We start from the raw sequence: 15,465 nt of genomic DNA on the forward strand, positions 1-15,465 counted from the left end.
CTAGCTATTTTAGCTAGTCCTTTTTTGTTTACAATTTATTTGTTTTATGAAAAAGTATAGTAAGAACAATAAAATTCACGATTTGCAGGTTTTGAAATAAATTTTAGTGGCAACGATAAAAGTAAAGAATAAACTTTAATAGTACATAGTTGAAAATTTTTTCGTTTCCTTTTATATTTAAATTAAGGTCAAATATAGTCAAAGTCAGAAGGAGGGGGCAGCGTGCCAAATATCTCTGACATTATCGAACAGTATTTAAAACAAGTACTTGAATTAAGTGAAAGAGAAATTGTTGAAATAAGGCGCAGTGAGATTGCTGATAAATTTCAATGCGTTCCGTCGCAAATTAATTACGTTATCAATACCCGTTTTACAGTTGAAAGAGGTTATCTTGTAGAAAGTAAGCGAGGCGGCGGCGGCTTTATTCGTATTGCAAAAGTAAAAATGCACGATGCAGCGGATTTGTTTCAGCAAGTAATTGAGATGATTCAAAATGAAATTTCACAAGTAAGTGCTGAAAACGTCATTATTAGGTTAGTTGAAGAAAAAGTCATCACAGAACGAGAAGCAAAAATCATGTTGAGTGTTATCAATCGTTCAGTTATTAATATTGAACTTCCTTATCGTGATGAGCTAAGGGCTAATCTTTTAAAAGCAATGCTTAATTCATTACGCTACCGATAAGCTCATGATCTATTTTATTTAGAACAGGGAGTGATGACAGGATGATTTGTCAGCAATGTGAAACGAGACCTGCAACTCTTCACTTCACAAAAATCATTAATGGTGAAAAGACGGAGATGCATGTATGTGAACAATGCGCTTCAGAAAATGGAGATGCATTTTCTTTTTCAAATCAGCAAGGTTTTTCAATCAATAACTTACTAGCTGGCCTACTTAACCTAGATCCAGCAGTAACTGAAAATTATAAGAAACAAAGTCAGGAGGTTCTTTCTTGTCCTACTTGTGGCATGACATATCAAAAATTTGCTAAAATCGGCAGGTTTGGATGTGCAGATTGCTACAAAACATTTGAGCGACCTCTTATTCCTTTCTTGAAGAGGCTGCATGGAGGTAATTATCTGCATCATGGAAAAATACCAGCAAGAATTGCAAGTAATCTTCATTTAAAAAAGGAATTACAGGCATTAAGATTGAACTTAAAAGAGTATATCGAAAAAGAGGAGTTTGAGAAGGCAGCCGAACTCCGAGATCACATTCGGTTACTAGAAAAGAAGATGAACGAATCGAGAGAGGAGGAAGCGTAATTCATGTCCCAGGATTTGTTCTTTTCCCAGCCTGTTAGCTCTTGGATGCGTCAAGAAGCTTCGAATTCAGATATTGTTCTAAGCAGTCGAATCAGGCTGGCTCGAAATTTAACTCATTATCTTTTTCCAACTCTCTTTTCTAAAGAACAAGCAGTTGAAGTGGTTCGAGTATTCGAGCAAGTTTTTCAAAAAAGTGAAAACACCAATCAGTGGAATTTGCATTTACTAAAGATGAACGAATTACAGCCTCTTCAAAAGCAAGTGTTGGTTGAAAAGCATCTTATCAGTCCTAACTTGGCTGAAGGAGATAACAACGGAGCTTGTTTTTTATCAGAAAAAGAAGATTTGAGTATTATGGTTAATGAAGAAGATCATTTACGCATACAATGTTTATTTCCAGGCCTTCAATTATCTGAAGCTTTAAGCACAGCCAATAAAGTAGATAATTGGATTGAGAAATACGTAGATTATGCGTTTGATGAAAATAGAGGGTATTTAACCAGCTGTCCCACAAATGTGGGTACTGGGCTACGTGCATCCGTGATGATGCATCTGCCGGCTTTAGTGATGACCCGTCAAATTCATCGTATTATTCCCGCTATTAACCAGCTTGGCTTAGTAGTGAGAGGAATTTATGGAGAAGGTAGCGAAGCTTTAGGGAATATCTTTCAAATTTCTAATCAGATAACCTTAGGGAAATCTGAAGAAGATATTGTGGCAGATTTAAATAGTGTCGTACAGCAGTTGATTACACAAGAGCACTCTGCACGAGACGCGCTGTTTAAAACATCTCATGTAGAGTTAGAAGATCGAGTGTATCGTTCATATGGAGTATTGGCCAATAGCCGTATTATTGAGTCAAAAGAAGCTTCACAATGTTTATCAGATGTTCGATTAGGAATCGATTTAGGGTATATAAAAGGACTGAGTCAAAATATATTGAATGAACTTATCATTATGACGCAGCCAGGCTTTTTACAAAAGTATTCGGGAGGTCCCCTAAAGCCTCAAGAACGTGACATTAAAAGAGCCACCTTAATTCGAGAACGTCTCACTATAAATAAAAACACAAATTAAACGTGGAGGGTGACGATTATATGATGTTTGGTAGATTTACAGAGCGCGCACAAAAAGTATTAGCTTTGGCACAGGAAGAAGCACTACGCCTAGGTCACAACAACATTGGAACGGAGCATATTTTATTAGGTATCGTTCGTGAAGGTGAAGGGATTGCAGCAAAAGCTCTTTCTGCTCTAGGCCTAAGCACTGAAAAAATTCAAAAAGAAGTGGAAGCATTAATTGGCAGAGGCCAAGAATTAACGCAGACCATTCATTATACACCTCGTGCGAAAAAAGTCATTGAACTTTCAATGGATGAAGCCCGAAAGCTTGGTCATTCTTATGTAGGAACAGAACATATCTTACTAGGCTTAATTCGTGAAGGTGAAGGCGTTGCAGCACGCGTTTTAAATAATCTAGGTGTCAGCCTAAATAAAGCTCGTCAGCAAGTGCTTCATTTATTAGGTAGCAATGAAGCTGCTTCAAGTCATCAAGGCGGAGGTTCTTCAAATGCTAATACACCTACGCTAGACAGCTTAGCACGCGATTTAACAGTTGTAGCGCGCGAAGGAAGCTTAGACCCTGTTATCGGACGTGGGAAAGAAATTCAGCGTGTTATTGAAGTGTTAAGCCGACGTACAAAAAACAATCCTGTATTAATCGGGGAGCCAGGTGTCGGTAAAACGGCAATCGCTGAAGGTTTGGCTCAGCAAATCGTCAACAATGAAGTTCCAGAAATTTTACGTGACAAACGTGTTATGACTTTGGATATGGGAACGGTCGTTGCTGGTACAAAATATCGCGGAGAATTTGAAGATCGCCTGAAGAAAGTAATGGATGAAATTCGTCAAGCAGGTAATATCATTCTCTTTATCGATGAGTTACACACATTAATTGGCGCTGGCGGCGCAGAAGGTGCTATCGATGCTTCTAATATTTTAAAACCGTCTCTTGCTCGTGGAGAACTTCAGTGTATCGGTGCTACGACTTTAGATGAATACAGAAAGTACATTGAAAAAGATGCAGCGTTAGAGCGTCGCTTCCAGCCAATTCAAGTGGATGAACCAACGTTGGAAGAGTCTATTCAAATCTTAAAAGGGCTTCGTGACCGTTATGAAGCACATCACCGAGTATCTATTTCTGATGAGGCAATCGAGCAAGCCGTGAAACTATCAGATCGCTACATTTCCGATCGTTTCTTACCGGATAAAGCAATCGATTTAATTGATGAAGCTGGTTCAAAAGTGCGTTTACGTTCATTTACAACGCCGCCAAATTTAAAGGAATTAGAGCAAAAATTAGAATCAGTACGCAATGAAAAAGATGCGTCTGTTCAAAGTCAAGAATTTGAAAAAGCAGCATCTTTACGCGATACAGAGCAACGCCTACGCGAAGAATTAGAAGACACGAAGAAAATTTGGAAAGAGCAGCAAGGTAAAGAAAACTCAGCTGTAACCGTAGAAGATATTGCGATGGTTGTATCTAGCTGGACGGGTGTACCGGTCTCTAAACTGGCACAGGAAGAGACAGAAAGACTGCTGAACATGGAAGAGATTCTTCACTCTCGTGTAATTGGGCAAGAAGAAGCGGTAAAAGCAGTTGCAAAAGCTGTGCGCCGTGCTAGAGCAGGCTTGAAAGATCCAAAACGTCCAATTGGTTCATTCATTTTCTTAGGACCAACAGGGGTTGGTAAAACAGAGCTTGCACGTGCATTAGCGGAGTCAATCTTCGGCGATGAAGATGCAATGATTCGTATCGATATGTCTGAGTACATGGAGAAACATTCTACTTCACGCTTAGTAGGTTCACCTCCAGGATATGTTGGATACGAAGAAGGCGGCCAGTTAACGGAAAAAGTAAGAAGAAAACCTTACTCAGTTGTTCTTTTAGACGAAATTGAAAAAGCGCATCCGGATGTATTTAATATTTTATTACAAGTGTTAGAAGATGGACGCTTAACAGATTCAAAAGGCCGTACAGTTGATTTCCGTAATACGATTTTAATTATGACATCAAACGTAGGTGCTGATACATTAAAACGAAGCAAGCACTTAGGGTTCACAGTAGAAGCAGAAGGGCAAGACTACAAAGATATGAAAGGAAAAGTAATGGCGGAAATGAAGCGCGCGTTCCGTCCGGAGTTCCTAAACCGTATCGATGAAATTATCGTCTTCCATTCATTAGAGAAACCTCACTTAGCTGAAATCGTTAAATTAATGGCGGATCAGTTAACAAAACGCTTAAAAGAGCAAGAAATTGATCTTGAATTAACAAAAGAGGCAATTGATAAGATTGCAGAGGAAGGTTTTGATCCAGAATACGGTGCTCGTCCACTTCGTAGAGCAATTCAAAAACATATTGAAGACCGTTTATCTGAAGAGCTGCTAAAAGGGGTTGTTCAAAAAGGTCAGAAAGTGACGCTAGATGTAGACAAAGGAGAATTTGTTGTTAAATCCTCCGCTCCAAGCAGCATCAGCTAAATTTACTCAAACCAAGACGAGGCATACGAAAAAACACGTATGCCTCCCTTTTTATTTTAGCTTAGGAAATAGTGTACAATAGAGATAGAAATCGATTGAATGAACGGAGAGATTGATAACATAATGGCGAAACGAAAAACAAAATTTGCATGTCAGCATTGCGGATATGAATCAGCAAAATGGATGGGGAAATGTCCCGGATGCGGAAGCTGGAATTCGATGGTAGAAGAAATGGAAGAAACGAAATCATCACGCCGAGGAGCTTTTTCCGGAGCTACTGCTTCTAAAGTCCAAAAACCTCAGTCAATTACAGCGATTGAATCTACAACAGAACCACGAATTTTTACACCTTCTGCAGAGTTAAATCGTGTATTAGGAGGAGGTATTGTCAGAGGGTCACTCGTTTTAATAGGGGGAGATCCGGGTATCGGAAAGTCTACTTTACTTTTGCAAACCTCCGCGCAGTTAGCAATGAAACAAAATAAAGTACTATATATTTCGGGAGAGGAATCAACCAAGCAAACGAAGTTAAGAGCGGACAGGCTAGGTGTAAAAGCTGAAGAGCTTTATGTTCATGCAGAAACAAACTTAGAATTAATACTAGAGGCCATCTCAAGCATGCAGCCTGATTTTGTGGTGATTGATTCAATTCAAACCATTTACCATGCTGATGTCACATCAGCGCCAGGAAGCGTCTCACAGGTGCGAGAGTGTACGGCTGAACTAATGCGTGTTGCTAAAACGAATGGAATTGCCATCTTTATTGTGGGTCATGTAACGAAAGAAGGGGCCATTGCAGGACCAAGACTTCTTGAACATATGGTGGATACGGTTCTTTATTTTGAAGGAGAGCGCCATCATACGTATCGTATATTAAGAGCGGTTAAGAACCGATTTGGATCCACAAATGAAATGGGCATTTTTGAAATGAAAGAAAGTGGGCTAGAAGAAGTATTGAATCCATCTGAAATCTTTCTAGAAGAACGGTCTCAGGGAGCAGCAGGATCGGTTGTTGTTGCTTCAATGGAAGGGACAAGACCCGTATTAGTAGAGCTGCAGGCGCTAATCAGTCCAACGAGCTTTGGAAACCCTAGAAGAATGGCGACGGGAGTAGATCATAATCGCGTTTCGCTTATCATGGCTGTCTTAGAAAAGCGTGTAGGAATGCTGCTGCAGAATCAAGATGCTTATTTAAAAGTAGCAGGTGGAGTAAAATTAGATGAACCAGCAATTGATTTAGCTGTAGCCGTTAGTATTGCTTCAAGCTTCAGAGATGCTGCTTCTAGCGCTACAGATGTTATTGTAGGAGAGGTAGGATTAACAGGTGAAGTACGCCGAGTATCTAGAATTGAACAGCGCGTTCAAGAAGCGGTAAAATTAGGGTTCCAACGAATTATTATCCCAGAGAAAAATTTAGGAGGATGGAAAGTCCCAGATGGTATTGATGTGATTGGGGTATCAACAGTAGCGGAGGCTCTGCAATATACATTAGGAGGATAAGCAGTGGAAGGAGAAAAAACAACAGTTAGTCAAAAACAAATATCAGAAATTCTGCAGTTTGTAGCACCAGGGACCCCTATTCGTGACGGTATCGATAACGTCTTGCGGGCAAAGACGGGCGGCTTAATTGTTATGGGCTACAATGAACAAGTCAAAAAGATGGTAGATGGAGGATTTTCGATTAATTGTGCATTTACACCTGCGCATTTATACGAGTTAGCCAAAATGGATGGAGCGCTTATTTTAAACGACAGTGGAAGCAAGATATTATTTGCTAATGCTCAGCTCATGCCAGACCCCTCTACTCCTTCTTCACAGACAGGAATGCGACACCGTACAGCAGAGCGCGTAGCTAAACAGTCAGGTGTATTGGTGATAGCCATTTCACAAAGAAGAAATGTGATTACGCTTTACAAAGGGTCTCTGCAGTATGTATTGAAAGACATTAGCGTTATTTTAGCAAAAGCGAATCAAGCGCTTGGAACACTTGAAAAGTACAAGGCGGTATTAGACGAATCGATTACAAGTCTCAGTGCATTAGAGTTTGAAGAGCAAGTAACTCATACAGATGTGCTGCAATCGCTTCATCGTACAGAAATGGTTCTGCGTATTAAAAATGAAATTTTGAGCTATATTAGCGAGTTAGGAACAGAAGGAAGACTAATCCGTCTCCAAATGAATGAACTACTTTCCCACTTAGAGGAAGAAGCAACTTTATTAATCAAAGATTATATGTATGACCTCAGTTTTGACCCTTACCGAGTAATTGAACGCATGCAGCAGCCGTCAAATAATGTTCTTCTCGATGACCAAACGCTCCTTCGCTTAATGGGATATCCCATGTATACAAGCTTTGAAGACAGCGTTATTCCTAGAGGGTATCGAATGCTTCATAAAATTCCAAGACTTCCATCGATTATTATTGAAAATCTCATTGATGAATTAGGGGATTTAAAAACGATAGCAGATGCCTCGGTAGAAGAATTGGATGAGGTAGAAGGCATCGGTGAAATTCGAGCACGGAAAATCAGAGAAGGTCTAAAAAGGCTAAAAGAGCAGCATCTTACAAACCGTCAGCTATAGGATATTAATTGACATTAAATGTTTGATTCATTAAGATATTGTGAAAATACAAAAAAAGTGACAGTTTGTTTACAAATTCTGTTTTTTGGTTAAATAACAGGTTTCAATCATTGTAAACTGTTTATAATGATAAAGGGAGGTGAAGGCGTGTTAAAACGTTTTGTACAGTTATTTTTTATTATTACAGGTGGTACATTGGGCGTCTTTTTTATACCTGAACTTATTCAATTATTAAATCTGCAAGATGTAGCATTTCTAGAAAAGCCTTACGTCGATGCAATACTGGGAGCCATTTTGTTTTTCCTTGTCACGTTTTGGATTGTTGATTATATAGTTGAATTAATTCGCCGAGTGGAAGAGGCGTTACTAAAGGCGCCTGTAACAGATGTGCTTTTTGGGAGCTTAGGATTGATTTTAGGGCTTATTGTGGCCTACTTGGTCGGAGCTTTTTTAGGCAGAATTCAACTTCAAGTAGTAAGTACCATTTTACCAATCTTTCTAAGTATTCTTTTAGGTTACTTAGGGTTTCAAGTCGGGTTTAAAAAACGTGATGAACTTGTAAGCGTGTTTTCGATGCCGGCTCGAATTGGGAAGAAAAAAGGACAAGAAGAAGAAACAGATAACGAAGAATCATTAAAGTCTCTTAAGATTTTAGATACAAGCGTTATTATTGACGGCCGTATCGCAGATATTTGTCAAACAGGATTTTTAGACGGAACGATTGTTATTCCGCGCTTTGTCCTTGAGGAGCTCCAGCATATTGCTGATTCGTCGGATGTTCTAAAACGAAACAGAGGTAGACGAGGTCTAGATATTCTAAACCGTATTCAAAAAGAACTGGCAATGAAGGTAGAAATTTATGAAGGCGATTTCGAAGACATTCAAGAAGTAGACAGCAAGCTGGTTAAATTGGCAAAGCTAACTTCCGGTTTGGTCGTGACAAATGATTTTAATTTAAATAAAGTATGTGAACTTCAAAATGTTGGCGTTTTAAATATCAATGACTTAGCAAATGCCGTCAAGCCAATTGTACTTCCAGGAGAAGAAATGAACGTATTGGTTATAAAAGACGGTAAAGAGCACAATCAAGGTATTGCCTATCTTGATGACGGTACAATGATCGTGGTAGAAGAAGGAAGAAATTATATTGGAAAGCAAATTGATGTACTGGTGACGAGCGTACTCCAAACCTCAGCAGGCCGTATGATTTTTGCAAAACCCAAGTTATTAGAAAAAGCACTGTGACGTAACAGGTAAAGGGAGTATACCTATGAAGTATGAAATTATCGTGTTAGCTGCAGGTCAGGGGAAGCGAATGAAAGCGGGGCGGAACAAACAATTTTTAACTATTCAAAACGTTCCGCTTATCATTCATACGCTGCAAAAATTCGAACAAGATCCTTGGTGCAGTGGAATTGTACTAGTCGTAAACGAAAAAGAAGTGGAGATTTTTGAAGAGTTATTGATCGAATATCCAATTCAAAAGGTTCAATCTTTGACAGTTGGAGGCGATGAACGTCAACATAGCGTTTATAACGGCCTTAAAAGTTTAAAGCAGGCTCAGATGGTATTAATTCATGATGGCGCTCGTCCATTTGTTCAACAAAACACAATCCATGAGTTAGTAGAAAAAGCTGCTAGTGATAAGGCTGCTGTGCTGGCTGTTCCAGTCAAAGACACAATTAAGCGTGTGGAACAGGGTACTGTCATTGAAACAGTTGAGCGCTCTAGCTTGTGGGCTATTCAAACGCCGCAGGCTTTTCTTTTTGATGTAGTAATGGATGCACACGAAAAAGCAAAAACAAATGAATACTTAGGCACCGATGATGCAAGTTTAGTAGAAAAAGCGGGGCAAAAAGTATCGATTGTAGAGGGAAATTACGATAATATAAAACTAACAACACCAGAAGATTTGTTATATGCAGAGGCTATATTAACAAAGCTAAACAGGACTGAAGGAGTGGAAAAATGAACATTCGAGTAGGACAAGGTTTCGACGTACATGAGTTTGCAGAAGGAAGACCTTTAATCATCGGCGGTTTAGAAATTCCGTATGAAAAAGGATTATTAGGCCACTCAGATGCAGATGTGCTGTTGCATACAATCGCAGATGCCTTATTAGGAGCGGCGGCTAAGGGAGATATCGGAAAGCATTTTCCGGATACAGACCCTGAATTTAAAGATGCTGATTCAGCAAAGCTTCTTCAACACGTATGGAAACTGCTAAAAGATGAAGGCTATGAATTAAGCAATGTCGATTGCACAATTATCGCACAAAAACCTAAAATGGCTCCTTACATTGAACCAATGAGAGAGCGTATTGCGCAGCTGTTAGAAGCAAGCATTTCTCAAATTAACGTCAAGGCAACAACAACAGAAAAGTTAGGCTTTACGGGACGTGAAGAAGGAATTGCCGCCCAAGCAGCCGTTTTAGTTTATCAAAAATAAAAACAGTTGACTTTGACAGATACCTATTTGGTGATAAAATTAGAACATGTCTAAAACATATAAATACATACTATAAGTAATATTAAATTGGAGGTCATCTTAGTTATGTCAAGCGAAGTAAGAGTTCGTTATGCCCCGAGTCCAACTGGACATCTTCATATAGGGAATGCAAGAACAGCACTATTTAATTATTTATTTGCACGAAATCAAAACGGTAAATTTATTATCCGTATTGAAGATACAGATCAAAAGCGTAATATCGAAGGCGGAGAAGAAAGTCAGCTGCGCTATTTAAAATGGTTAGGTATTGAATGGGATGAGAGTATCGACGTAGGCGGCGAGTACGGTCCTTATCGCCAGTCTGAACGTACGGAAATCTATCAAAAATATACGGAAGAACTTCTTGAAAAAGGATTAGCTTATCACTGTTACTGTACGTCAGAAGAGCTTGAAAAAGAGCGTGAAGAACAGCAGGCGAACAGTCAAATGCCGCGCTATTCAGGTAAATGCCGTAACTTAACAGCTGAACAGCGTGCTGAACTAGAAGCAGAAGGCCGTGAGCCAAGCATTCGCTTCCGTGTTCCTAGCAACACAGAAATTAAGTGGAATGATATAGTCAAAGATGAAGTATCATTTGAATCTGAAGGCATTGGTGATTTCGTTATTGTGAAAAAAGACGGTACACCAACATATAACTACGCTGTAGCCATTGATGATTATCTAATGAAGATGACACATGTTCTACGCGGAGATGACCATATTTCTAATACACCGAAGCAAATTCTTGTGTATGAAGCTTTAGGCTGGACGCCTCCTGTATTTGGTCATATGACATTAATCGTAAATGAAAATCGCCGTAAGCTAAGTAAACGTGATGAGTCAATCATTCAGTTTATTGAGCAATATAAAGAATTAGGCTACTTGCCGGAAGCACTGTTTAATTTTATTACAATGCTTGGCTGGTCACCTGTGGGAGAAGAAGAAATCTTCTCTAAAGAACAGTTCATTGAAATTTTTGACCCAGCTCGTTTATCAAAATCTCCAGCACTATTTGATACAAGCAAATTACGTTGGATGAACAACCAATACATGAAACAATTGGATTTAGACGAGGTAGTAGCTTTATCAGTTCCTCACTTAGTGAAAGCCGGAAAAGTTGAAGAAACGCGCGATGCAGAAACAGAACAATGGGTACGTGACTTAGTCGCTCTATACCAAGAACAAATGAGCTTTGGCGCTGAGATTGTTGAACTTACTGAAATGTTCTTTAAGAAAGAGATTGATTACAGTGAAGAAGCAAAAGCAGTGCTTGCTGAAGAGCAAGTGCCGGAAGTGTTAAAAGCATTTGCTGCAGAGATTTCTTCCTTAGAAGAATTCAGCGCTGATGAAATTAAGGCAGCAACAAAAGCTGTACAAAAAGCAACAGGTCAAAAAGGTAAAAAACTATTTATGCCAATTCGTGTAGCAACAACAGGCGAAACACACGGTCCTGAGCTTCCAAAAGCTATTTCTCTTTTAGGGAAAGAAACAGTTTTAGCTCGTCTAGAAAGCATTTATAGTTAACAAATTTCTATTTTGCCCATATGATAAAATAATCAAATATGGATATCGTTGAGAAGGAAGAGTAGGCAAGTTCATTGCATATCAGAGAGGGTTATCACCGGCTGAAAGTAACCTATGACAAAACTTGTTGAAGTGCGCCTTTGAGTCTTTTGTTGAATGCTACTAAGTAAGTAGGCAAAAGCGGGTACTTTCACGTTATGAGAGAAGAGTTGGGATTGTTTGTTGATCCAAACAGAGTGGAACCGCGTATATACGTCTCTGTGTCATTTGACATAGGGGCGTTTTTTTATACAATCAATGAGTAGATAGAGCAATAGCGGAATTGGGGTGAGATGATGCTAAAGTTGTTAAAGGAAGACATTGAAGCCATATTTGAACAAGATCCTGCAGCAAGAAGTTACATTGAAGTGATATTAACCTATTCGGGGTTGCATGCTATTTGGGCACATAGATTCGCTCACGGACTTTTTAAAAGAAAGTGGTTTTTTCTGGCACGTGTAATCTCACAAATTAGCCGATTCTTCACAGGGATTGAAATCCATCCGGGTGCGAAAATTGGCCGCCGCTTTTTTATTGACCACGGAATGGGAATTGTTATTGGAGAAACGTGCGAAATTGGAGATAATGTAACAGTATATCAAGGAGTAACACTCGGAGGAACAGGGAAAGAAAAAGGAAAGCGTCACCCGACGATTGAAGACAATGTCTTAATTGCAACAGGTGCTAAAGTGCTAGGGTCAATTACGATTCATGCACACTCCAAAATTGGAGCAGGTTCAGTTGTGTTAAATGACGTCCCAGAAAACTCAACGGTTGTTGGTATCCCTGGCCGAGTCGTCATTCAAAATGGCGTCCGGATTCCAAAAGATTTGAATCATCAAGATTTGCCAGATCCAGATGCAGAGCGTTTCAAACAGCTAGAGAAAGAAATTTTACACCTGCAAAATCAATTAAAGGAATTAAAAGAAGGGAAGATTCACCATGGCAATTAAGCTATATAACACGTTAACACGTCAAAAAGAGACGTTTGTACCGCTGGAAGAAAACAAAGTCAAAATGTACGTGTGCGGACCGACTGTATATAACTATATTCATATTGGAAATGCGCGTCCTGCGATTGTATTTGATACGGTGCGCCGCTATTTAGAATTTAGAGGCTACGATGTAGAGTATGTCTCGAACTTCACAGATGTAGATGATAAATTAATTAAGGCAGCAAAAGAGTTAGGAGAAGATGTTCCAACGATCGCAAACCGCTTTATCGATGCTTACTTTGAAGATACGTCAGCTCTTGGATGCAAGCATGCCGATGTGCATCCGCGCGTAACTGAAAATATGGATATCATTATTGAGTTCATTGATGAACTTGTGAAAAAAGGTTATGCGTATGAGTCAGAGGGTGATGTATACTATCGTACACGTAAGTTTGAAGGATACGGAAAATTATCACATCAGTCTATTGATGAATTGCAATCCGGTGCTCGTATCGAAGTTGGCGAAAAGAAAGAAGATCCATTAGACTTTACTCTTTGGAAAGCAACCAAAGATGGAGAGATCGCATGGGATAGCCCTTGGGGTCAAGGCAGACCAGGCTGGCATATCGAGTGCTCGGCGATGGCACGCAAATATTTAGGTGACACAATTGATATCCACGCAGGCGGTCAGGATTTAGCTTTCCCTCATCACGAAAATGAAATTGCCCAATCAGAAGCGCTCACTGGGAAATCGTTTGCGAAATACTGGCTTCATAACGGATATATCAATATTGATAATGAAAAGATGTCTAAATCACTAGGGAACTTCGTGTTAGTTCATGACATTATTAAAAAGCATGACCCTTCCCTACTTCGATTCTTTATTTTATCTGTTCACTATCGTCACCCAATTAACTATAACGAAGAAATTTTAGAGAATACGCGCAAAGCGCTTGAGCGTCTGCAAACAGCTTACGGCAACTTAACTCACCGTCTAAAGGCAGCAACAAATCTTCAAGAAGATGCTTCGGAATGGTTCGAAAAGCTAAAAGAGCTTCGCGAAACGTTTGTTGAAGAGATGGATGATGATTTTAATACAGCAAATGCCATTTCTGTTCTGTTCGAGCTAGCAAAGCAAGCTAACTTGTATTTATTAGAACAAACAACGTCTACAGATGTAATTGAAGCCTTTATTAAAGAGTTTAAAGAATTAGGTGCTGCAATAGGCATTACGTTTGGAGAAGCTGAACTTCTAGACGAAGAAATTGATCAATTGATCCAAGATCGTATTCAGGCTCGTAAAGAGCGTAATTTCCAATTAGCAGATCAAATTCGAGATGAATTAAAGGCTAAAAATATTATTTTAGAAGATACGGCGCAAGGAACAAGATGGAAAAGAGGATAATAGTGTTATGAGCAGCAGTAAATTAGATGTAAAACAGCTAAATAGCTTAGCTCTTGCTTATATGGGTGATGCGGTGTTTGATTTACATGTTCGCCGCCACCTGCTGGTGTTAGGGACAGTGCGCCCTAACCAGCTTCATAATAAAGCTAAAAAATATGTATCAGCAAAAGCACAAGCACAAATCGTATATTATTTTAAAAATGAAAACTTTTTTACTGAAGAAGAAGAAGGTGTACTGCGCCGAGGACGCAATGCAAAGTCCGGTACAGTCCCTAAAAACACAGATGTGCAAACGTATCGCTACAGTACGGCATTTGAAGCGGTCGTAGGCTATTTGTATCTTTTAGGTGAAGAAGAAAGAATGATGGAACTTATTACTAAAGCTATCTCTTTCGTCGATGAAGGAGAGGGAGGAATGAATCATGGAACATGAATTTATCATTGGACGTAATCCGGTCCTAGAAGCCCTAAAGTCTGGGCGCGACATTAACAAACTATGGATTGCCGAAGGATCGCAAGGCGGTTCTATGGGGCAAATCACGCAGTTAGCAAAACGTAATGGTGTATTGGTGCAGTTTGTACCGAAAAAGAAAATTGAGCAAATGGTAGACGGTATTCATCAAGGAGTAGCTGCACAAGTTGCTGCTTATCAGTATGCAGAGTTAGATGATTTATTTAACTTAGCGGAAAAACGTAATGAAAGTCCGTTTTTTCTTCTGCTAGATGAGCTTGAAGATCCCCATAATTTAGGCTCTATTATGCGAACAGCCGATGCCGTTGGCGCACACGGTATTATTATTCCAAAGCGCCGTTCAGTTGGATTAACGGCCACTGTAGCTAAGGCCTCTACAGGAGCGATTGAACATGTTCCCGTAGCAAGGGTAACAAACCTATCAAGGACGATTGATGAATTAAAAGATCGAGGCGTATGGATTGTTGGAACAGATGCGAAAGAAAGCGATGATTACCGCAACTTAGATGGAGGTATGCCGCTTACGTTAGTGATTGGAAGCGAAGGAAAAGGCATGAGTCGTTTGATTCGTGAAAAATGCGACTTCCTTGTACAGCTTCCAATGGTTGGGCATGTTACATCGTTAAATGCATCTGTAGCAGCTAGTCTTCTCATGTATGAGGTTTACCGAAAACGCCATCCTCTAGGTGAATAAGAATGGATATTCTACTGGTGGATGGTTATAACATGATAGGTGCGTGGCCCGACCTAAGAAAGCTTAGAGATAATGATTTAGCCGGTGCTCGAGACCTGTTAATCGAAAAGATGGCAGAGTATCAAGCGTATATGGGTTATCGTGTCATTATTGTCTTCGATGCTCATATGGTCGAAGGAATTGAAAAGAAGGCAAAAAATCATAAGGTTGACGTTGTATTTACAAGAGAAAATGAAACAGCGGATGAGTACATTGAAAAGCTGGCTCAAGAGCTAAACAATGTAAAGACACAGATTCATGTTGCTACATCTGATTTCACGGAGCAGTGGGCAATCTTTGGACAAGGTGCGCTTAGAATTTCTGCTCGAGAATTGTACAACGAAATTGAGCAAATTGAGAAACATATTAATCTTGATGTGAAGTCTATTCAAAATCAAAAGCCAGCGGCACGCATTCAACTTTCCAATCAAGTAGCCGAAATTTTCGAAAAATGGCGTCGGGGACAGCGGTGAGGTTATT

The 15,465-nt window shown here is 39.6% G+C and carries 15 protein-coding genes and 1 other annotated feature; all 15 genes read left to right on the forward strand.

Going from position 1 to position 15,465, the window contains the following annotated elements:
• Positions 1-222 precede the first annotated feature (222 nt).
• The 15 genes from AC2YJL_RS25360 (at position 223) to AC2YJL_RS25430 (ending at position 15,458) form a co-directional block, all read left to right on the forward strand.
• Positions 223-684: a CtsR family transcriptional regulator gene (locus AC2YJL_RS25360; protein ID WP_013054895.1), complete on the forward strand. Its 462-nt coding sequence runs from the start codon at positions 223-225 to the stop codon at positions 682-684.
• A gap of 41 nt (positions 685-725) precedes the next feature.
• Entirely contained in the window at positions 726-1,268 is a 543-nt protein-coding gene (mcsA, locus tag AC2YJL_RS25365) for a protein-arginine kinase activator protein McsA (protein ID WP_230931637.1), read from the forward strand.
• Positions 1,269-1,271: 3 nt separating this feature from the next.
• On the forward strand, positions 1,272-2,345 hold the full coding sequence (gene mcsB, locus AC2YJL_RS25370; RefSeq protein ID WP_013054897.1) for a protein-arginine kinase McsB: 1,074 nt from the start codon (positions 1,272-1,274) through the stop codon (positions 2,343-2,345).
• A gap of 20 nt (positions 2,346-2,365) precedes the next feature.
• The gene (clpC, locus tag AC2YJL_RS25375; RefSeq protein WP_014462041.1) at positions 2,366-4,807 is read left to right on the forward strand and encodes an ATP-dependent protease ATP-binding subunit ClpC; all 2,442 of its coding nucleotides are present in this window, start codon (positions 2,366-2,368) and stop codon (positions 4,805-4,807) included.
• Positions 4,808-4,930: 123 nt separating this feature from the next.
• The gene (radA, locus tag AC2YJL_RS25380; protein WP_013054899.1) at positions 4,931-6,307 is read left to right on the forward strand and encodes a DNA repair protein RadA; all 1,377 of its coding nucleotides are present in this window, start codon (positions 4,931-4,933) and stop codon (positions 6,305-6,307) included.
• Positions 6,308-6,310: 3 nt separating this feature from the next.
• Positions 6,311-7,390 (forward strand): DNA integrity scanning diadenylate cyclase DisA, encoded by a 1,080-nt coding sequence (gene disA, locus AC2YJL_RS25385; RefSeq protein ID WP_013054900.1) that lies wholly within the window; start codon positions 6,311-6,313, stop codon positions 7,388-7,390.
• 147 nt (positions 7,391-7,537) lie between these two features.
• Complete coding sequence (locus tag AC2YJL_RS25390) at positions 7,538-8,635, forward strand: PIN/TRAM domain-containing protein (RefSeq protein WP_013054901.1); 1,098 nt, start codon at positions 7,538-7,540, stop codon at positions 8,633-8,635.
• Between the two features lie 25 nt (positions 8,636-8,660).
• Positions 8,661-9,362, forward strand: coding sequence for a 2-C-methyl-D-erythritol 4-phosphate cytidylyltransferase (gene ispD, locus AC2YJL_RS25395; RefSeq protein ID WP_025753186.1), 702 nt, complete (start codon positions 8,661-8,663; stop codon positions 9,360-9,362).
• The gene (gene ispF / locus AC2YJL_RS25400; RefSeq protein WP_013054903.1) at positions 9,359-9,838 is read left to right on the forward strand and encodes a 2-C-methyl-D-erythritol 2,4-cyclodiphosphate synthase; all 480 of its coding nucleotides are present in this window, start codon (positions 9,359-9,361) and stop codon (positions 9,836-9,838) included. The genes ispD and ispF overlap by 4 nt, the downstream gene beginning before the upstream one ends.
• Positions 9,839-9,943: 105 nt before the next feature.
• Complete coding sequence (gene gltX, locus AC2YJL_RS25405) at positions 9,944-11,401, forward strand: glutamate--tRNA ligase (protein ID WP_153253074.1); 1,458 nt, start codon at positions 9,944-9,946, stop codon at positions 11,399-11,401.
• Positions 11,402-11,440: 39 nt separating this feature from the next.
• Positions 11,441-11,664, forward strand: a binding site (T-box leader).
• Positions 11,665-11,736: 72 nt separating this feature from the next.
• Positions 11,737-12,393, forward strand: a complete 657-nt coding sequence (gene cysE, locus AC2YJL_RS25410) for a serine O-acetyltransferase (protein WP_025753192.1) — start codon at positions 11,737-11,739, stop codon at positions 12,391-12,393.
• Complete coding sequence (cysS, locus tag AC2YJL_RS25415) at positions 12,383-13,780, forward strand: cysteine--tRNA ligase (protein WP_230931638.1); 1,398 nt, start codon at positions 12,383-12,385, stop codon at positions 13,778-13,780. Before cysE ends, cysS begins: the two co-directional genes overlap by 11 nt.
• A 7-nt stretch (positions 13,781-13,787) precedes the next feature.
• A complete protein-coding gene (locus AC2YJL_RS25420) occupies positions 13,788-14,213 on the forward strand; it encodes a Mini-ribonuclease 3 (RefSeq protein ID WP_013054907.1) in 426 nt (141 codons plus the stop codon).
• Entirely contained in the window at positions 14,203-14,946 is a 744-nt protein-coding gene (rlmB, locus tag AC2YJL_RS25425) for a 23S rRNA (guanosine(2251)-2'-O)-methyltransferase RlmB (protein ID WP_013054908.1), read from the forward strand. The genes AC2YJL_RS25420 and rlmB overlap by 11 nt, the downstream gene beginning before the upstream one ends.
• 2 nt (positions 14,947-14,948) lie before the next feature.
• A complete protein-coding gene (locus tag AC2YJL_RS25430; protein ID WP_013081364.1) occupies positions 14,949-15,458 on the forward strand; it encodes an NYN domain-containing protein in 510 nt (169 codons plus the stop codon).
• Positions 15,459-15,465 lie beyond the last annotated feature (7 nt).

The organism is Priestia sp. SRI_019 (assembly GCF_057586255.1).